This window comes from Paenibacillus sp. FSL W7-1287, from assembly GCF_038004245.1.
Lineage (GTDB): Bacteria > Bacillota > Bacilli > Paenibacillales > Paenibacillaceae > Pristimantibacillus > Pristimantibacillus camelliae.
In genome coordinates this window covers 1,445,131-1,464,332 of sequence record NZ_JBBORD010000001.1, presented here as the reverse complement: position 1 = coordinate 1,464,332, position 19,202 = coordinate 1,445,131, and the positions used below count along the sequence as shown (strand labels likewise).

The window sequence follows — 19,202 nt, the reverse complement described above, 5'->3', positions numbered from 1 at the left end:
ACTCAATCCCCGTACTTCTCCAGCACTTGCTGCTTTAGCTTATTAAATTGCCATACGCTGTCACCGACATAATCTCTTTCATCAAATTCCGCGACGCTTATTCTTGCATTAGTCATTTCTTGCTCTAGCTGAGGAAGTGTGAGATCGAATTTACCTTGATAAAGGCCGATTACGATTTGTTCATTGTTAGACCCTGTGCGTAAAAATAAAATGTACCTGCCTTCCTTATCCATAGCCTTATACCCTTCAAAGGAGACATACTTTCCACTAACGTCGAAATATCCCGGTTCTGCTATCGTGAGCTCATCTCCCACCTGCACATCGCCCTTATATACTTGATTAACCTTTACTTTAGCCAAGCCGTACGATTCGATTACCATACTATTTAGAAATATATTCTTTCTTGCTCGTTTACCAACTAATTCGACCTCTACGATAAGTTCAGCAGACTCCTCTACTTCTTCAAGTGTAGAATAAATGATCATATCTGCATCGCCTGCACTTACGATGCTAATAGCTTTTTCCGTCTTTTCACTAGCCTGCTGCGCATTTATCCGATTACGATCTGTATGGTCAAGGTGTGTAAATAACATCACCCCTATCAAAGCTGTAACCCCTATTATTGACAATTTAGATATACTCATTAGCCAACCACCACCGCTTTCCGTTGATACTATTTACAAAGACGTATTCACATTTCCATTTGTTATATCAATATTTCCAAGCCACATTGCTTTTATCGATGCTTCTAATGTCAGTAAAGGTTTGCTTCCCTTGAATCATAACGGTATCAAGCGGACCTTCATTATCCGGCTGATGTCGCAAACCGAGTGCATGACCTACTTCATGCAGAGCAGTTTTTTGAATCATATTTGAGGTGTATCCGTTAGCATCCATATAGCCTTTGTTAAGAATGATGTGCACCTTATGCCATATTGCGCCAGAACCGATATCGGGATCGGCCAAATAGCTTCCATTACTGTTGTAGGGCTTCGCTATACCGGCATAATCAAGCGGTATATCATTAACACCATAAAATCGAACAAAAGCATCATCATACGATGTCGTTGCGCTCCATCCAATCTGAGCATTAGGGGCAGCATCCCATTTGCTGCGAGCATTCGAAAAATAGGCGGTAAAGCCATGGGTAGATACACTAGAATCTGTCCAATACTTCATGCTCGATACAGTCGCCGCAGATGGATACGTTTTGAAAAATGCTGCAGCATTTGAAAAGTACGCCATAACAAGCTGCGGCAAGGCGATAACACCTATCATTATGATCGCTAGACTTAATACTGCTCTAACCCTTATCTTTCTCATTCATATATTCCTCCTTCACTTCATTTGATTCTCCATTCACTTATTGATTCAACTAGCTAAGATCTAACATAGCTTACGAGATTAGCATTTTCTTAGATCACGCATAACAGCATCAAAATCGCTACTGAACGTTGTATTTTAGCATTAAGCTTATTCCTATCAGCTACAGTATTTGTCATAACGAATTTATTAGTCTAGCAAAAAAACCTCGCAAGGCTTGTTTTTCACAAGAGCTTTGCGAGGCTTACGAATAATCACTAATATTTGATGTCTTTCGAACGAACATGTATCATCTATCCAGTCTAAGGCTGAGATGCAATCTCACCACGTACCCACTGCTTGCCTCCTTCAAATGAGACAGGGATGACAAGCTCACTTCCATCAGCCTGCTGCTTCGTTACCTGGAAATGAATATGCGCTTCAGAGGAATTACCCGAGTTGCCGCAGGTGCCTAGTAATTGTCCCGCTTCTACTGTATCGCCAACGTTAACGACGATTGAATCCTTCTTAAAATGCGCCAGCATACTTTTTTCGCCGTGTGCATGCTCGATGACGACCATATTACCTTCAGGCTGTTCTGGATTCATTTCGCCTGGGACGTTATCCTCTATCCCATCTATTACCGCGATGACCTTACCTGCGGCAGGGGCTACTACAGGCTGATCAAAAGCATAGTAGCTTTCATTAAGCAATGGGTCACCCTCAAAGCTAGAATCTCCCTTCACTTGCACAAAGTCGTACGCATAGCGAACCTCTTCGTATTCATAGTGGTAATTTAGGAACAGATCATCGCCTCCCCAGAACACAAACCAATCACCCTCAAATGGTAGTTGAAAGGTATTTTCTGAGTAAAGCTGATCGGTCTCCGGATAAGTGTCTAGCTCCCTTACCTGAAGGCCTGCAATATATTGCTGTTCATCCAATATCACATGAATCCCTTTACGTTCTTCCTTCATATTTCTCCATGTAATGAATTGGTACCCATTCGTTGTAAAATTAGAAGTGATCTCGAACGTTTCTCCCTGAACAAATGGCGCTGCTATTTCCTTAAAATCCTTTAACGAAACAGCTTCCTTCATCTCTTTACCAAACTGTTGATGCAGCTCCTCGTATTTTCCATCCTTCATATAGTCAGCAATTTGCTCACCTTTAATCATTGCTGTAGGCTGTTCGTTCATCCCTACATTCCCTCCTTGGTCTAGTCGATTGCCGCACCCCATTAATATTGTTGCTAGCATAATGACTACAAGCACTTGAATTCCAATTGGTCTCATCTCTACCTCTCCTCTCTATTACGTTAGTTCTAGTATATCGCTTCAAACTTAACAGCTATAAAACGCAGCTTTACGTTTAGCTAAATTATCTGAACTAAAGTGTTCAATCGTTAAGGTAAAGTTAAGATTCAGTCGATATAGCTACCATGATAGAATAATGGTAATACATAGATCGAGGTGAGACGGTTGAACGATGCAAATATACTAATCGTTGATGATGAGCGTGCAATTGTCGAGATGGTCGCTACGGTGTTAAGAAAGGAAGGCTTTTCTTCTATTGATACAGCTAGCAGCGGTGAAGATGCTTTAGCGTTGTGCGAGCGAAAACGCTATGATCTTGTACTGCTTGATATTATGATGCCTGGTGCGAGTGGACTGGAAATCTGTCCTTTCATTCGCAGGACGACCGATGCACCGATATTGTTTTTAACAGCGAGATCCTCAGATTTCGATGTGCTATCGGGCTTTGCTGTTGGTGGAGACGACTATATTAAAAAGCCATTCAATCCTTTGGAGGTTGTAGCACGGGTGCGTGCACAGCTGCGTAAAGTGTCACGAACGACAACGACAGCAGTAGTAGATCATGCAGATACCATTTATAATTTTGGTCGGTTTCAAGTAGATGAAGCAAAGGCGGCACTCTTCGTAGAGGGCAAGCAGGTACACTGTCCAGCACTTGTGTTTCAGCTGCTCGTATTCTTATGTAAGCATCCTAATCGCGTATTTAGTAAAAGCGAGCTTTATGAACGTGTTTGGGGGGAATCTATGCTGAATGATGATAACACCGTTATGGTGCATATTCATCGTATTCGCGAGCGAGTCGAGCTTGATCCCTCGAATCCTCAATATATCGTAAATGTACGTGGTATTGGCTACAAGCTAGTGACAGCAAACAATGCTGGAGGTCAATATGCTACGTAGACGTTTAACGATACGCTTTGCGCTACAGATATCATTTGCCGGCATATTACTCATTGTACTCGCAGTATTGATCTTGGACTGGATGTTCAAGGAGCTTAATTATATTGATATGAAGCGTAATTTTTCTCCTTACGGCATTAGTAAGCTAATCGATGAAGCCGAAATTGATGAGCACGGTAAGATTATCAATTCTGAGCTCTTAAAGCTGCTTAAGGAAGATGGCGGGTGGTTGCAAAGCCTGGATGAGCAGGGCAATGTTTTGCAATCCTTTTATACCCCCGATGATATACCTCAGCATTATAATCCTGGACAATTAATAGACTTTTGGGAAGGAACTAAGCCCTTCCCCTATATGATTGGTCTGTGGATTCATATTAAAGGCGATCGTCAGTTCATTATTTTATATGGTAAATCAGCTGAACATCCACTCTCGCTAAGACCCTATATTGAAGCCTCAACGATAAACAACGGTACCATTCACTTATCGGATAGTGCTGAAGCAGAGCTAGAGGAGATGCAAGGATGGATTCAGATTATTGATTCAACTGGTTCAGAAATTGCTGCTTGGAATAAACCAGCTCAAGCGCCGAATGTGTACAGTTTATCCGAGCTAGCCTTACGTACTGTCTATTATGATCAATATAGTATGATGTTCTATTCGGATTACGATGAAGCTACTGGCCTGACTTGGATTTTACAGTTTCCTGCTACTGAACGGTTGCATCAGGCTTCGATTTTTCCGAATGTGCGAACTGAGCTGCAGGTCATCATCCTTAGCTTAGCGATGTTTTTTGCAGGGAGCCTTATCGTTTTCATTCTTCTTGCCGTAGGATACGCGAATCAATTTGTCCGTCCAGTATTTGATATTGTTGATTCCATCGAGCAGGTTGCTGCAGGAAAGCTTGAGCTTAATACTCGCCCCATTAAAAAACGAAAGAAACATTTGTTTAAAGAGGTTATGGACTCTATTCACAGCTTAGCTTCCGTATTAGAAGCGAGTAAGCAGGCTGAGATCGAGACCCAAACCTATAGAGAGGAATGGATTGCAGGAGTCATGCATGATATGAAAACTCCGCTTTCCTCCATTCAAGGATATGCACATATGCTCGCTACTACCAAATACAGCTGGTCGGAGGAAGAGGTTCGCTCCTTCGCTTCTACCATATTAGAAAAGAGTCAATACATGGATCAGCTTATGGAGGATCTAGCTCTAACGTATCGTCTGCGCAGCGGAGAGCTTCCTGTACAGCTTGAGCCTCATTCGATCGGCAGCTTATTACGAGAAGCAGCAGCTAAGGCCGCAGCACATCCGCTCTACGCTAATCGTTCCATTAGCTATGAGTTTCCACCAAACGATGTGATCGGCAAGGTGCATCCTCCTTGGTTTGAGCGTATTATTGATAATTTAATCGCCAATAGTCTGCTGCATAACCCACCCGATACAGCGATTCACATTATACTTGAGTCACTTCCAGATGATGGGTGGCAATTAACCTTGAGCGACAATGGTAAAGGTATGGATGAGCAAACGGTAAAGGAATTATTCGAGCGCTACTATCGTGGAACGAATACAGAGCAGTCCGCAGTGGGAAGCGGACTTGGCATGGCAGTAACAAGAGAGCTTGTTCAAGCAATGGGAGGTCGAATTGAGATAACGTCAGAGTTGAATAAAGGAACAACGTTTAGACTAATTTGGCATGAAGCCCTCCAGTCCAATCTGACGTCTCACAATTAAAGCACACGATAGCTATATGTGAACGGGTCACACCAGCTTACTTAATTGACCTCATATGAATGGGTCGCACTAGCTTACTTAATTGACCTCATATGAACGGATCGCAACAGCTTGCTGCTTAGTCGGCCTTATGTTGTGAACGGATCGCATCAGCTTGCTAATTGACCTCATATGAACGGGTCGTCGCATTACCCCAGCTTGATCTAGCCTATGAAAGCAGGAATGAACAGTAATTGCCTGCTTTCATAGGCTTTCATTATATTCACACTCGATTCACACTCAGAGACTTGGAGCGTAATTCTCGATAATCATTGATCAGCGATCATTCGCATCATCACTGTGCAAACGATTGTACACCCTTAGATAAAATTTGTGTTAGCAATAGGTTTAACCCACCTTTTTTCTTAGTTAAACCTCAATTTCGCTTAGGAAAACGTATACTTTTTATCGATTATACGATCATCACGCAGACATTTTTGTTAAAACGATTGCGCAATTTCAATTTATCTATAAATTATATTATTAACTTTGTTTTACTCTACTATTCTCTCTTTTTCTCTTACTATCGTTCCTTGTGCATTTTAGCATTACCATGTACAGTAATAGCAAACCTTGATTGGAATTGCATTCATTTGCACAAAAAGCTATAGTAATTAGGAAGGCTTATCAGGGAAGGATCGATATCATGGTAACAATTAAAGATATTGCGAAGGCAGCTGGAGTATCTCCTTCTACTGTTTCGCGTGTAATTTCCAATCATTCTAGAATTAGTAAGGCTACAACCGAAAAAGTTAAACGTATTATGGAAGAAATGGGCTACCATCCAAATCTGATGGCAAAAAGTCTGGTCTCCAAAACAACTAATGCATTAGCAATCGTGCTTCCTAGACCAGCAGAAGAGCTCTTTCAGGATTTTTTCTTTGGCGAGCTGCTTCGCGGTATACTAGCTCATTCTACGAAAGCTGGATATGATATGCTGCTTTCTGCAGCAACTTCCCCTAATGATGAGCAGGAAACGATCTCACGACTAGTGCTAGGTCGCCGAGTTGATGGTGTAATCCTACTTTCCGCTAGACAGGATGATCCATTAATTGAGCTTTTAGCCAATCATGATTTCCCAACTGTATTAATTGGACGCACGGAAGGGCATGATAACATCATTACCGTTGACACAGACAATATTCAAGCCGCATATGATGCTACGCTTCATATGATCAAACAAGGCCACACGAGAATTGGCTTCGTAGTTGGAGAGCCGAATTTAACTGTATCTGTTGACAGACTTGCGGGCTATCGCAAAGCAATGGTTGAGGCTGGATTAGCTATTAATCCAGAATGGATTGTTGATGGCGAATTTCTACAACAAAGTGGCTACCGCGCAATGTCTTTCGTTATGAATATTCCAGAACGTCCAACTGCTTTAGTCGTCATTGATGATATTACAGCCTTTGGTGTATTACGTGGATTAAACGAGCTAGGCTATCAAGTACCTACGGATATAAGCTTAGTGAGTTTTAACAATATTGCTTTAGCAGAGCTAGCTTCTCCAGCAATCAGCTCTGTTGACATCGGCACTTATCAGCTTGGCTATACTGCTTCTCATTTGCTGGTACGCCGTATTCAAGAACATCTTACATCTCAAGCACGCAATATCATTCCACATCGCTTAGTCGTAAGAGAATCTTCAATTCAAGACTTTCATAAGAGAGGTAACTGACGATGAATGAAAAAAAACCTTATTTAGTAGATGCCGTGATCGGTAATTCTCGTATGCTAGCAACACTGGGCCGTACCGGTAAAATGTATCGCTTATGGTGGCCTAATATTGACACACCACAGCATGTTGACGCAATGCGTGTAGGGCTTCAACAAGAAGGCTCACCGATCGAATGGTTCGATGAAGCAAGCAACGGCTGGTCTCATGAGATTCATTATGCTGAGCGCAGTAATGTTTTGCATGTAAATGCAGCTAATGAAGCAGCCGGACTTACAGTAGACAGCCGCCACTTCGCAGTACCAGGCAAAGACTTGCTCGTTCGTGAATATGCTTTCTCAAACAAAGGCGAGGAAAGCAAAAGCTTCAACTTTGTTCTTCATTCCAGCTTTATGATTAGTGAAAACGGCTTATATAACACAACGATGTTTAATGCTGATGCTGATTCTTTAATTCATTTTCGCCATCAATACTATTTTGCGGTCTCGAGCGCAATCGTATGCACAAAATTCCAATCCGGTATCTCATGGGAAGATGTGCAGCAAGGCGAGCTAGATGGCTCTGTCATTGATATGAAGCCAACAGGCGCAATGTCATGGCAGCTTACTGTAGCACCAGGAGAAACGGTTGTCGTGCCAATTTATGTTGCAGCGGCTGGCAACGAGCAGGATGTTGTTGCTGTGCTTGAAGATGCTCGTACAAAAACAAGTGCACAGTGGGCAGATGAAACAAACGCTTATTGGCATAACTACGTGGCTCAAGCTGTTGCATGTCCAGTTGATGATGCTGAGATTGTAAAGCTATATGAACGCTCTGTGCTTATGTTCAAGCTGATGTCTGATGAGAAAACAGGTACAATTATCGCAGCTCCTGAGTTTGATGAAACCTATAGCCGTTGCGGTGGATACTCCTATTGCTGGGGACGTGATGCAGCATTCATTACAACTGCACTCGATAAAGTCGGCTTGAAGGATCTAACGGATGCTTTCTATGACTGGACGCTATCTGCTCAATCTCCAGACGGTTCTTGGCAGCAACGCCACTATCATGACGGTCAGCTGGCACCATCCTGGGGCTTACAGATCGACGAAGGTGCTTCGATTCTTTGGGGAATGTGGCAGCATTATTTGGTAAATGAAGATCGCAGCTTTGCATCTCGTGTATGGCCTGCCGTTCTAAAGGGAGCTCAATTCCTAGAATCATTTATCGATCCAGCCACGGGTCTTCCAAAGCCAAGCATCGATCTGTGGGAAGAACGTGAAGCATCTCACACCTACTCTTCTGCAGCGGTATACGGTGGCTTAAAGGCCGCATCTGGCTTTGCTGAGCTAGCGGGTGAATATGAGCTGTCTGAGCAATGGAGCGAGCTTGCTGATGGAATTCAAGCAGGAATTGAAACTTACTGCTTTAATGAAGAGCTACAAAGCTTCTATCGCGGCATTGATCTAAAGGTTTCTGCTGATCACTATAATCAAGCGACACAAGCTGGCAAGGAAGGCTATGTGGTTGATCTAGATAAAGGCTACAAAAAATATGTCATGAAGCATGATCCAATTGTAGATATTAGCTTACTCGGCATTAGCGTACCATTCAATGCGGTTGCTGCTGAGTCAGAGCGCATGCGGACTACGGCAGATGCTGTGGAGAGATTGCTAACAACTCCTGGCGTTGGCGGTATTAAACGCTATGAGGATGATATCTACGTTGGAGGAAACCCTTGGATTCTAACGACATTATGGCTATCACACTACCGCTTTGCAACGGGTGACGTTGAAGAGGGTCGCAAGCATATTCAATGGGCATTAGACCATCGCACAGAAACTGGTCTTCTTCCAGAGCAGATCGATAAAAACACTGGCGAAACTGCATGGGTTGTTCCACTTACATGGTCGCATGCGATGTTCATTCTTGCCGTGTTTATGCTGGCTGAAGCAAAATAATCCATTCACCGATTAGACATATATAGCTGTACCTCAATTGTTGCTCTATTGTAACAGTTGCAGGTACGGCTTTTTTTAGCTTCTAGTGTTAGAATAATGGCAAGCTCTCCTTATTTTTCAGAAAAAGGTTGACTTTCTATTGCTTATTTGTAATAATTATAAATAAGTAATGAATACAAACTATTAAACATCTTATGTATGGAATTCATCTTTTTCGTTAAAACTTGAGAGAGATATGCGAACTGGGCATGATCCTGCCGTTCCATCATAATGGTCACGAACTATTGAAAATAAGCTTGTAAGACGAATGGAGGAATTTATATGAATACAATTCAACAACAGCTTAACCGTCAAATTGCAAACTGGAGCGTGCTATACGTAAAGCTTCATAACTACCACTGGTATGTTAAAGGCACGCAGTTCTTTACACTACATGAGAAATTTCAAGAGCTGTATGAGGAAGCCGCGCTTCATATTGACGAACTCGCAGAGCGCTTACTAGCCGTTAAAGGCCAACCACTTGCTAAAATGGTAGACTATCTGGAAAACTCCAGCGTTAAGGAAGCACTCGGTAACGAGACAGCAACAGAGATGGTTAGCCAATTAATTAAAGACTACACACTAATTATCGGTGAGCTAAAGGAAGGCATGGAGGTTGCACAGCAAGCGGGTGATGAAACGACTGCTGACATGCTGCTTGCGATTCATACGTCGCTAGAGAAGCATGTATGGATGCTATCTGCATTTAACGCATAACAATTTTTCCTCTCAAATTATAAATGAACAATGCCATAGCTATGTGCACAAGGGCTGTATTGCAAGCAATTTGAATGCTTGCAGGATTAGACCGTATGTACGTCAGCTATGGCATTTTATATTTCGTTAACCACCTGCTCCTTGATACTTATTAGCACCAAACATCCAAAATCTATATCCAGCCCAATAGCATAATAGACCAACGATTGGCACGAACCACTTTGCCCAGATAGGCAACATTACCGTATCATGGGACATCAGGTATGATGCTGGATAATAATTCACGAAGGCTAATGGAATGACAACTGTCAATAAAATTTGAATGAATGTACCAAAAATCGGAAGTGGATAGGAAATAAAGTCCTTTAACCTGAAAAATAATGTAAACATAAAGTTCGTTCTCACCCATATAAAAGAAAAGGCTCCGATCACTGTGAGAATCCCTGCCTGTATCATCGCACCACTTATAATGACTAGTATCAGATACAAATAATCACTAATAGTCCAATTCATATTTAACTCAATCATTGCCCAGATTAAGACACAACCTGAAATTGAGATGTGAGCAATATAAGCTAAATTAAACCCTCTACTTATTACGTAAAAATAAGGATTAACCGGCTTTATAAGCAAGCTGTCAAACGTCCCCTGCTTTACTTGATTTTCCAACTCACGCATTTGAACAAATGAAAATGATGCACCTAGCGCATACGTAATTAAGCCGAGACTGTATAAAAAGGCGATCTCTGGCCATGTCCAGCCAGCAATCGTATTAAATTTTTTAATAAACAACCATATGACGATATAGTCGCCAGCATAAGCAACAATTTGTGAAAATATTGAAAGGATAAAGTCCCCTCGATATTCCATTCGTTCCTTTAGCAAGAGACGAACAAGTTTACCAAACAATCGAAACGTCACAAAATTCCTCCTTATTTCATTATCCACCTTGTACGACCAAACGTCGCACCGCTCTTGTCCAAAGCAACTGAACTAAAATTAACAATCCAACAATCCATCCTCCACCTGCAACTATAATCATAAATAATTCTTGAACAGGGATGCTTCCTAAATATATTGCCGCTGGGATATACCCCATGTATTGAAATGGCAATAGGTTCGCTACGGTAACCCATGAAGAAGGGAAAAACCATATTGGCAAAAAGGTTCCTGAAAAAATGGTAATAAATCCTCTGAGCATCCAGCTAAGAGCAAAATGATTCATAAACCAAAATGCTAACAAGGATATTAAATAACCTATTAAAAATGAAATGATTAGTGCTATTAAAAGTGCTATTAAAAAGACGAGGAAGTGTGTTAAACTGGCTGGCGGAACCATTCCAAAAAAGAATAGTGCAATAATGAAGGTAGGAAAAACGGTAAACAAAAGCTGATAGATCGTATTGCCTAATTCATCAAAAAGTAAAAATAACGGATACGAGATCGGTTTAATTAATTCTGACGCAATAGATCCCGATTTTAAGCTTTCATCTACTTTACCGCTTATACCGTGTAATAAAAGCGACATAAGTAATGTATTGATAATGCTGTAGGTGATCATCTGCTCTACCGTAATTCCTTCTACATGTCCGTGGCCAATAACCGCCCGCCATATCTCAGCTTGAATTAAGATCGTAACAAAATTTCCTAATAAGCGAAGCCAAACTTCCGAACGGTACGCAAGCTGCTTTGAGAAAGCTTTGGCTGAAAAACTAATATATGTACGCACTCATCTCACCCTATCCGATCTATTGATTTGCAGCTAATTGCTGGTAGAGCCTTCTGATGACAGATTCAATATCCGTATGCTCGATAGAAACATCTTCTACGTAATGTTTTGCTGCAATCTGACTAACAAGTTCAAACACACTGGATTCATTTCTAGTGAACAGAAATGTTTTTCTTAATCCTTCCTCTTGCAGCAACGTAACTCCTTGTACATCGATTATTCCAGGCTCCTCACGGAACTCTATCACAACCTGTCTTTCATTTCCTAATTTCTCGCGCAATTTTGCTACAGAACCGTCATAGACAAGCTCGCCTTTATTTACAACTATCATCCTCGGACATATCTCTTCAATATCTTTCATATCGTGCGTCGTTAGTACAATCGTTACTTTTTTTTCACGATTAACAGTACGTAAAAACTGTCTGATCTGGTCCTTCGCCATAACATCAAGACCAATCGTCGGCTCATCGAGGAACAGTATTTTAGGATCATGGAGCAGCGCCATGGCAATTTCTACACGCATGCGCTGTCCTAAGCTAAGCTGCCTTACTGGCTTCTCAATAAAATCTTTAATTGCTAGCATTTCCAAACAAAAGGTTAAGTTTTTTTCAAATGTAGCATCTGATATTTTGTATATATATTTGTGAAGATCAAATGAATCTTTTACAGGCAGATCCCACCACAATTGACTCCGTTGCCCGAAAACAACTCCGATCTGCATAGAGTTTTCTTTTCTCGCTTGATGAGGCACTTGACCAAGTACATGCAGTTCTCCTGAGGAAGGTACTAAAATTCCACTCATCATTTTAATCATCGTTGATTTTCCAGCACCATTAGGACCTAAATATCCTACTGCTTCACCTTCTTGAATAGAAAACGTTAGCTCTCTAACTGCAGTTTCTTCCGTATATTCACGTGTAAATAAACTTCTAATCGATCCCATCACTCCTGGAAATCTTCGATATTGACGATATGTTCTAGTTAAACCATCAACAGATATAATGCTCATCTCAGTGCTCCCCCGTTTTTCTCGATATATTCTAAATAACTTTTGTAATAGCTTAATACAATAATACCAGAAATTTCTACATTTATAATTCAACTAGTTTCTATATAATTTTTAGTGTTATTACAAATTTCTACACATTTAAAATAAAAATAGACCGCGCCAATAGCAACGGTCTTTTGAAATTTAACGATTAATGATGTGTTTTGGGTGAACTATTTAATTGTACAGCTTCCAAGCAGCTCGCCATTCCAATAGCACTGCAGTTGATCGCTAGGGTGCAGTGCGGCAACTCCAGCTGGCGTGCCTGTATAGATTAAATCACCGGCACCTAAGCCATATTGCTCATCGATAAAACGAATCAGCTCATTGCAGCTAAAGATCATATCCTTCGGCTGGCCAATCTGTGCTAGCTCATCATTACGCAGCAGCTTAAACTCACCCTGCTCAATCTCTTCAGCTGACTTAAACGGCAACCATTCGCCAATCGTTGCAGCTCCTTTAAATCCTTTGGCAGCAAGCCAAGGGTGACCCTTCTGCTTAAGCTGAGACTGCACATCTCTCAGTGTTAAATCCAGCCCTAGAGTGAAGGCATCAACGGCTTGCCCAAGCGTCATGCCGGATGAGTAGCCCTCTCCAATTCTTAGCACTAGCTCCAGTTCATGATGGACTTCGCCACGATCCTTCGGAATGACGATTTCCTCCCCATTCATCTGCCTCAGAGCATGCGTCGGCTTTGTAAAAATCATTGGAGACGAGGGTACCTCATTGCCTAGCTCTAAAGCATGCAGGCGATAATTCCGTCCCACACAATAAATGTTTCCTACTCTCATGCTTGTCATCCCTTCTTCTGAGCTTCGATTTGCTCTGCTAGCTCATTTAGCTCGGTCCAGCGATCCATCAACTGCTCTAACTTTTGCTCAGCAGCCTGTTGTTTTTCGGTGAGCTCGATCAGCATACCAGCAGATGATGCATTTTTCTCCATCTGTGCCGCTATCTCTTCTAGCTCCTGCTCAGCCTCCATTATCCAATCTTCGATGTGCTCATAATCACGCTGATCCTTATAGGACATCTTCAGCTGACGCTCCGGTTGACGAGTCTTCTTAGCCTCAGACTCAGCTGATTCAGCTTTACTTGCTCCTGCACTGCTGCTCGACAAGCCACGGTTGTTGTCTTTACTAGTCTTCTCATGACTCGCTGCATACTCCGCATAATCCGAATAATTCCCCGTATGGACAACTTGTTCTCCATTATCTTCAAATGCGATGATCTTCTCTACCGTACGATCTAGGAAATATCGATCATGGGATACAACAAACACGACGCCAGGAAAATCATCCAAATAATCCTCCAAAATTGTCAGTGTAGCAATATCTAGATCATTCGTCGGCTCGTCCAGCAGAAGCACATTCGGTGCTTCCATCAAAACTCGAAGCAGCTGAAGCCGTCGTTTTTCTCCTCCAGAGAGCTTGGAGATGGGTGTCCATTGCATGGTCGAATTGAACAGAAAGCGTTCTAGCATCTGACCAGCTGATATCGTTGTACCATCAGCTGTTTTAACCTGCTCGGCTGTTTCACGAATATATTCAGACACACGCAAGCTTTCATTCATTTCCTCACGCTCCTGCGAGAACCACCCTAACTTAACGGTCATTCCGAGCTCAATGCGTCCTGTGTCTGGCTCTAGCCTGCCGCCGATCATTTTAAGCAGTGTAGATTTCCCAGCACCATTTCGTCCTACAATACCGACACGGTCACCAGGCGTTGCGATATAGCTAAAATCTTGAATAAGCTGACGCTCGCCATAGCTCTTGCTGACGTTCTCAATCTCAACAATTTTTCTTCCGAGACGCGTTGATGCTACTGAAAGCTCAATCTTCCCATTGCCTTCCTTCGGTGCTGCTGCCTGCAGCTTTTCGAACCGTTCAATGCGCGCTTTTTGCTTCGTTGTGCGAGCTTTTGCTCCACGTCGAATCCAAGCCAGCTCATTGCGCAGCAGGTTCTGACGTTTTGATTCAGCTGCAGCCTCCCGATCCTCGCGGTCGATCTTCAGCTCCAAAAACTTACTATAGTTCGCTTCATAGAAAAATGCTCTTCCTTGGTCCAGCTCAAGTATGCGATTGCTTACTCGATCAAGAAAATAACGATCATGCGTAATCATAAGTAATGCACCACGTCGCTTCTGAAGCATGCTCTCCAGCCATTGAACCGATTCATTATCGATGTGGTTCGTGGGCTCATCCAATATTAAGATGTCTGACGGTAGCACAAGGGCGGCTGCCATCGCGACACGCTTGCGTTGCCCTCCCGACATGTGAGCAACAGGCTTATCCCATTCTGTAATGCCTAGCTTATTCAAAGCTTGCTTTGCTTCACTTTCAAGCTTCCAAGCATCAAGTTCATCCATCCGTGCATTTGCTTCAATCAGCTGCTGCTGGGCTGCTTCATTCATCGGATTAAGCTCAACGAGCTCCATCGCCTCATGATACTTCGTATATGCCTGGAATTGCGGCGAATCTCCTCCGAGTACATGCTCTAGTGCAGTCTCGCTTTCCTTGAATTGTGGATCCTGCGTTAGCATGCGAATAACCGCGTGATTAGCAATACTGACTTTTCCTTCATCAGCAGGCTCGATCCCAGCAATAACCTTCAACAAGGTTGATTTCCCTGTTCCGTTCACGCCGATAATTCCGATCTTTTGGCCTTCCTCTACTCCGAAGCTTACGTCCTCGAATAGTACCTTTTCTCCGTAGCTTTTCGATATATGTTCAACAGATAATAAATGCATATGCGTACCTACTTTTCACTTTATTCGTCCTAGTCTATTTTAGCATAGTAGATGAGGTCCGTACATTTCAGTGTAATGTAGTAAGGCTCATGAGAGGCTGGCTGGGAGAGTATGAACAAATGCGCTGTTAAGTGCACAGGGTGTGCTTCTTCGCGACCTCTACGCGTACTTCTACCTCGCGACCTCTTCACGTACTTCTTCGTGTACTTTTTTGCGACCTCTTAAATCCCCTGCTGATCTCAAGCATGAATTGAATTGCGCTTTACGGCTGGTGCTGGCGCTCACATGCCACTTGACTTGGTTTTTGTATGGTTATTCATATGAAACTGGCTCCTACCTCTCCACTTTACTCACTTTTGTGTGGTTTTTCATACAAAACCTAGACGATGCGATACACATTACATGATTTTATATGTTTTTTCATATAAACGAGGTGCTCTATGCGTTACTTTACTCGCTTTTGTATGGTATTTCACATAAACGAGGCACTAACCACATTACTTTACTCGCTTTTGTGTGGTTTTTCATATAAACGAGGAACTTACGCGTCACTTTATCCGCTTTTGTATGATATTTCATATAAACGAGGAACTTACGCGTCACTTTATCCGCTTTTGTGTGGTTTTTCATACAAAACCTAGACGATGCGCAACACATCACATGCTTTTGTATGATATTTCACATAAACGAGGCACTAACCACGTTACTTTACTCGCTTTTGTATGGTATTTCACATAAACGAGGCACTTTCGCGCCACTTTACTCACTTTTATATGATTTTTCACATAAATCAAGCACTTACGCGTCACTTTATCCGCTTTTGTATGGTTTTTCACATAAACGAGGCACTTTCGCGCCACTTTACTCACTTTTATATGATTTTTCACATAAATCAAGCACTTACGCGTCACTTTATCCGCTTTTGTATGGTTTTTCACATAAACGAGGCACTTTCGCGCCACTTTACTCACTTTTATATGATTTTTCACATAAATCAAGCACTTTCGCGTCACTTTATCCGCTTTTGTATGGTTTTTCACATAAACGAGGCACTTTCGCGCCACTTTACTCACTTTTATATAATTTTTCACATAAACGAGGCACTTACCACGTTACTTTACTCACTTTTGTATGGTATTTCACATAAACGAGGAACTTCCGCGCCACTTTACTCACTTTTATATGATTTTTCACATAAATCAAGCACTTACGCGTCACTTTATCCGCTTTTGTATGGTTTTTCACATAAACGAGGCACTTTCGCGCCACTTAACATGCTTTTGTATGGTATTTCACATAAACGAGGCACTTTCGCGCCACTTTACCCACTTTTGTATGATATTTCATATAAAAAAGGCGGCTAACGCACCACTCCGCTCGATTTTATATGATTTTTCACATAAAATGGCACGACGCACACCATTCCACTCACCTTTATATGGTTTTTCACATAAAACCGCGCTCGGAGCGTTAAACCAGTCACTTTAATTTCTAGCACTTAAAACCAAGCACGTTAAAACCAGCCACGACGAGCGCTACTTCACTCACTCCATCAATCTGCTTCGACTCCAATACATGCATGCCGTTCTCATCTGTATCCTTGAACATCCGCCACCCATAAACACTAGAGCAAACAAAAAAGCAGATGGTACAAAATGACGAATCATTTTGCTCCACCTGCTTATTTAACGTGCCCGTTCATAATTCATTACACTACGTCCATACGATCAACTCAAGGCGAGAAGCCTACTTGCGGCCGATCATATTCTCCGGGCGTACCCACTCGTCAAACTGTTCTGCTGTTAGCAGCCCGCTAGCAACCGCTGCTTCCTTCAACGTCGTGCCTTGCTTGTGTGCAGTTTTTGCGATTTTAGCCGCATTTTCATAGCCGATATGCGGATTTAGTGCAGTAACTAGCATTAGCGACTGATCCAGATTGCGTTCAATCACTGCAAGATTCGGCTCAATGCCAACCGCACAATTATCATTGAATGAAATCATAGAATCCGCTAGAAGTGCTACGGATTGCAGGAAGTTGTACAGAATAACTGGCTTAAATACGTTAAGCTCAAAGTTACCTTGGCTCGCTGCGACTCCGATCGCTGTATCATTACCAATAACCTGGCATACTGCCATCGTCATCGCTTCACTTTGCGTAGGATTCACCTTACCTGGCATAATGGAGCTGCCCGGCTCATTCTCAGGAATTGTAATTTCACCAATACCACAGCGTGGACCGCTAGCTAGCCAGCGTACATCGTTCGCAATCTTCATTAAGTCCGCAGCAAGTGCCTTGATCGCACCATGCGTATAAACCATTTGGTCATGACTCGTTAAGGAATGGAACTTGTTGCTCGCAGTAATGAATGATTTGCCAGTCAGCTTCGTCACTTCCTCAGCAACCGCAACTGCATAATCTGGATGAGCGTTCAAGCCTGTCCCTACAGCTGTACCGCCTAGAGCAAGCTCTCGCATGCTGTTTACGCTATATTCGATCATATCACGTGACTTATCAAGCATAGCAGACCAACCGCTAATCTCTTGACCGAGCGTAATTGGCGTCGCATCCTGCAGATGCGTACGTCCAATCTTTACAATGTGATCGAATGCCTCTATTTTTGCTTTCAGCGTTTTATTCAACACATCAATCGCTGGCAATAAACGATCCTCCACAGCGATAACACCAGCAATATGCATCGCAGCAGGGAATGTATCATTAGAGCTTTGAGAGCGATTCACATCATCGTTAGGATGAATGCGCAGCTCACTGCCTCGCTCAGCAAGTAGCTGATTCGCACGATGCGCAACGACCTCGTTCACATTCATATTCGTCTGTGTGCCGCTGCCTGTTTGCCATACGACTAATGGAAATTGATCATCCCATCGGCCAGCTAAAATCTCATCTACCGCTTCACCGATAACGGCCGCCTTGTCCGCATCAAGCACACCAAGACGCTGATTAGCTAACGCTGATGCCTTCTTCACGATAGCCATTCCATAAACAACCTCAAGTGGCATCTTTTCACCACTGATCTTGAAGTTTTGTAGGCTACGCTGTGTCTGTGCTCCCCATAGCTTATCTGCTGGAACTTGAATTTCACCCATAGTATCACGTTCAATACGGTATTCCATTACAACATTCCCCTTTACTATGTTATCGTTCGGTCGACGACAATGTGCATCAACCTTGTACGGCTTATAGACTTGTCCTTTACAACTTAAACGTAAAGTAAGTGTTCAAAATGCTCAGGTTCGATGTAGAACAGCATTACACCGTGATCAGAGGACTTTTTGAACGTCCACTTAAACGTCTGCGCCCATCCCGTTACGGAGTGAGCGCAGTAAATTATAGCCCCTTCGCTTCACGATACGCTTGCATGTATGCAGCTGACTTTTCCTTGATTAACTCGAAGTTACCTGTTTTAACGGCATCCTTCGTCAAGTCTGAGCCAATACCTACCGCAACTGCGCCCGCTTGTATCCATTCCTTCAGATTAGCAAGGGATACACCGCCAGTTGGCATTATATTTGCTTGTGGTAGCGGACCTTTAACCGCTGAGATTACACTTGGAGAATACAAATTACCCGGGAATAGCTTCACAATGTCTACACCTAGCTCTAACGCAGACTGAATCTCTTGAATTGTCATTACACCAGGTAAGCATGGAATGCAATAGCGATTGCACAGCTTGACCGTATCCGGGTTTAGCGCAGGCGCTACAACATATTCAGCACCAGCCATTATCGCAGCTCGCGCTGTCTCAGGGTCAAGCACCGTCCCTACGCCGATAATAGCAAATCTAGCATCAGAAGGATCTACGTCACAACGGTATTTACCGCTGAGCTCTTCAATTGCCTTCAATGCGTGTGGAACTGTCATCGTAATCTCAATGGCTTTAATACCGCCTTCAATGGCATATTCAGCCATACGTACAACTTCTTCTGCAGAATCTGCTCGCAATACAGCGACCACTCCAGCTTCAGTTAGCTGCTGCAGCACGTTTAGCTTTTTCATC

At 42.7% G+C, this 19,202-nt stretch carries 15 protein-coding genes; 5 read left to right on the top strand and 10 right to left on the bottom strand.

What is annotated here, in order from left to right:
• Nucleotides 1-2 precede the first annotated feature (2 nt).
• The 3 genes from NSQ99_RS06595 to NSQ99_RS06585 form a co-directional block, all read right to left on the bottom strand.
• Nucleotides 3-644 (bottom strand): hypothetical protein, encoded by a 642-nt coding sequence (locus tag NSQ99_RS06595; RefSeq protein ID WP_251671177.1) that lies wholly within the window; start codon nt 642-644, stop codon nt 3-5.
• 67 nt (nt 645-711) lie between these two features.
• Entirely contained in the window at nt 712-1,323 is a 612-nt protein-coding gene (locus NSQ99_RS06590) for a hypothetical protein (protein WP_251671175.1), read from the bottom strand.
• Between the two features lie 302 nt (nt 1,324-1,625).
• Nucleotides 1,626-2,597, bottom strand: coding sequence for a M23 family metallopeptidase (locus tag NSQ99_RS06585; RefSeq protein WP_251671173.1), 972 nt, complete (start codon nt 2,595-2,597; stop codon nt 1,626-1,628).
• Nucleotides 2,598-2,783: 186 nt separating this feature from the next.
• Here NSQ99_RS06585 and NSQ99_RS06580 point away from each other — a divergent pair, with 186 nt between their 5' ends.
• The 5 genes from NSQ99_RS06580 to NSQ99_RS06560 all read left to right on the top strand — a co-directional run bounded on the left by NSQ99_RS06580 (nt 2,784) and on the right by NSQ99_RS06560 (nt 9,663).
• Entirely contained in the window at nt 2,784-3,518 is a 735-nt protein-coding gene (locus NSQ99_RS06580; RefSeq protein ID WP_340835833.1) for a response regulator transcription factor, read from the top strand.
• A complete protein-coding gene (locus tag NSQ99_RS06575) occupies nt 3,508-5,253 on the top strand; it encodes a sensor histidine kinase (RefSeq protein WP_340835832.1) in 1,746 nt (581 codons plus the stop codon). Before NSQ99_RS06580 ends, NSQ99_RS06575 begins: the two co-directional genes overlap by 11 nt.
• A gap of 685 nt (nt 5,254-5,938) precedes the next feature.
• Nucleotides 5,939-6,970 (top strand): LacI family DNA-binding transcriptional regulator, encoded by a 1,032-nt coding sequence (locus NSQ99_RS06570; protein ID WP_251671168.1) that lies wholly within the window; start codon nt 5,939-5,941, stop codon nt 6,968-6,970.
• A 2-nt stretch (nt 6,971-6,972) separates the two neighbouring features.
• Nucleotides 6,973-8,907, top strand: coding sequence for a glycoside hydrolase family 15 protein (locus NSQ99_RS06565; RefSeq protein WP_340835831.1), 1,935 nt, complete (start codon nt 6,973-6,975; stop codon nt 8,905-8,907).
• A gap of 321 nt (nt 8,908-9,228) precedes the next feature.
• Nucleotides 9,229-9,663, top strand: coding sequence for a Dps family protein (locus tag NSQ99_RS06560; protein ID WP_251671165.1), 435 nt, complete (start codon nt 9,229-9,231; stop codon nt 9,661-9,663).
• Nucleotides 9,664-9,789: 126 nt separating this feature from the next.
• On the opposite strand, the gene NSQ99_RS06555 is transcribed toward NSQ99_RS06560, so the two are convergent.
• From NSQ99_RS06555 to NSQ99_RS06525, 7 genes are all read right to left on the bottom strand, one after another.
• Entirely contained in the window at nt 9,790-10,584 is a 795-nt protein-coding gene (locus tag NSQ99_RS06555) for an ABC transporter permease (RefSeq protein WP_340835829.1), read from the bottom strand.
• Between the two features lie 19 nt (nt 10,585-10,603).
• Nucleotides 10,604-11,392 carry an ABC transporter permease gene (locus NSQ99_RS06550; RefSeq protein ID WP_251671160.1) on the bottom strand — a complete coding sequence of 263 codons (789 nt, stop codon included), beginning with the start codon at nt 11,390-11,392 and terminating at the stop codon, nt 10,604-10,606.
• Between the two features lie 19 nt (nt 11,393-11,411).
• Nucleotides 11,412-12,401, bottom strand: coding sequence for an ABC transporter ATP-binding protein (locus NSQ99_RS06545; protein ID WP_340835827.1), 990 nt, complete (start codon nt 12,399-12,401; stop codon nt 11,412-11,414).
• 212 nt (nt 12,402-12,613) lie between these two features.
• Nucleotides 12,614-13,231 (bottom strand): fumarylacetoacetate hydrolase family protein, encoded by a 618-nt coding sequence (locus NSQ99_RS06540; RefSeq protein ID WP_340835826.1) that lies wholly within the window; start codon nt 13,229-13,231, stop codon nt 12,614-12,616.
• A gap of 5 nt (nt 13,232-13,236) precedes the next feature.
• Complete coding sequence (locus NSQ99_RS06535; protein ID WP_340835825.1) at nt 13,237-15,186, bottom strand: ABC-F family ATP-binding cassette domain-containing protein; 1,950 nt, start codon at nt 15,184-15,186, stop codon at nt 13,237-13,239.
• A gap of 1,746 nt (nt 15,187-16,932) precedes the next feature.
• Nucleotides 16,933-18,318 (bottom strand): class II fumarate hydratase, encoded by a 1,386-nt coding sequence (gene fumC, locus NSQ99_RS06530; RefSeq protein WP_340835824.1) that lies wholly within the window; start codon nt 18,316-18,318, stop codon nt 16,933-16,935.
• 214 nt (nt 18,319-18,532) lie between these two features.
• The gene (locus NSQ99_RS06525) at nt 18,533-19,201 is read right to left on the bottom strand and encodes a bifunctional 2-keto-4-hydroxyglutarate aldolase/2-keto-3-deoxy-6-phosphogluconate aldolase (RefSeq protein WP_340835823.1); all 669 of its coding nucleotides are present in this window, start codon (nt 19,199-19,201) and stop codon (nt 18,533-18,535) included.
• Nucleotide 19,202 lies beyond the last annotated feature (1 nt).

Bases quoted from the DNA above. Each gene is read 5' to 3' on its own strand.
- NSQ99_RS06595 (WP_251671177.1), bottom strand. From the start codon at position 644: ATGAGTATATCTAAATTGTCAATAATAGGGGTTACAGCTTTGATAGGG.
- NSQ99_RS06590 (WP_251671175.1), bottom strand. From the start codon at position 1,323: ATGAGAAAGATAAGGGTTAGAGCAGTATTAAGTCTAGCGATCATAATG.
- NSQ99_RS06585 (WP_251671173.1), bottom strand. From the start codon at position 2,597: ATGAGACCAATTGGAATTCAAGTGCTTGTAGTCATTATGCTAGCAACA.
- NSQ99_RS06575 (WP_340835832.1), top strand. From the start codon at position 3,508: ATGCTACGTAGACGTTTAACGATACGCTTTGCGCTACAGATATCATTT.
- NSQ99_RS06570 (WP_251671168.1), top strand. From the start codon at position 5,939: ATGGTAACAATTAAAGATATTGCGAAGGCAGCTGGAGTATCTCCTTCT.
- NSQ99_RS06565 (WP_340835831.1), top strand. From the start codon at position 6,973: ATGAATGAAAAAAAACCTTATTTAGTAGATGCCGTGATCGGTAATTCT.
- NSQ99_RS06560 (WP_251671165.1), top strand. From the start codon at position 9,229: ATGAATACAATTCAACAACAGCTTAACCGTCAAATTGCAAACTGGAGC.
- NSQ99_RS06545 (WP_340835827.1), bottom strand. From the start codon at position 12,401: ATGAGCATTATATCTGTTGATGGTTTAACTAGAACATATCGTCAATAT.
- NSQ99_RS06540 (WP_340835826.1), bottom strand. From the start codon at position 13,231: ATGAGAGTAGGAAACATTTATTGTGTGGGACGGAATTATCGCCTGCAT.
- NSQ99_RS06535 (WP_340835825.1), bottom strand. From the start codon at position 15,186: ATGCATTTATTATCTGTTGAACATATATCGAAAAGCTACGGAGAAAAG.
- fumC (WP_340835824.1), bottom strand. From the start codon at position 18,318: ATGGAATACCGTATTGAACGTGATACTATGGGTGAAATTCAAGTTCCA.
- NSQ99_RS06525 (WP_340835823.1), bottom strand. From the start codon at position 19,201: ATGAAAAAGCTAAACGTGCTGCAGCAGCTAACTGAAGCTGGAGTGGTC.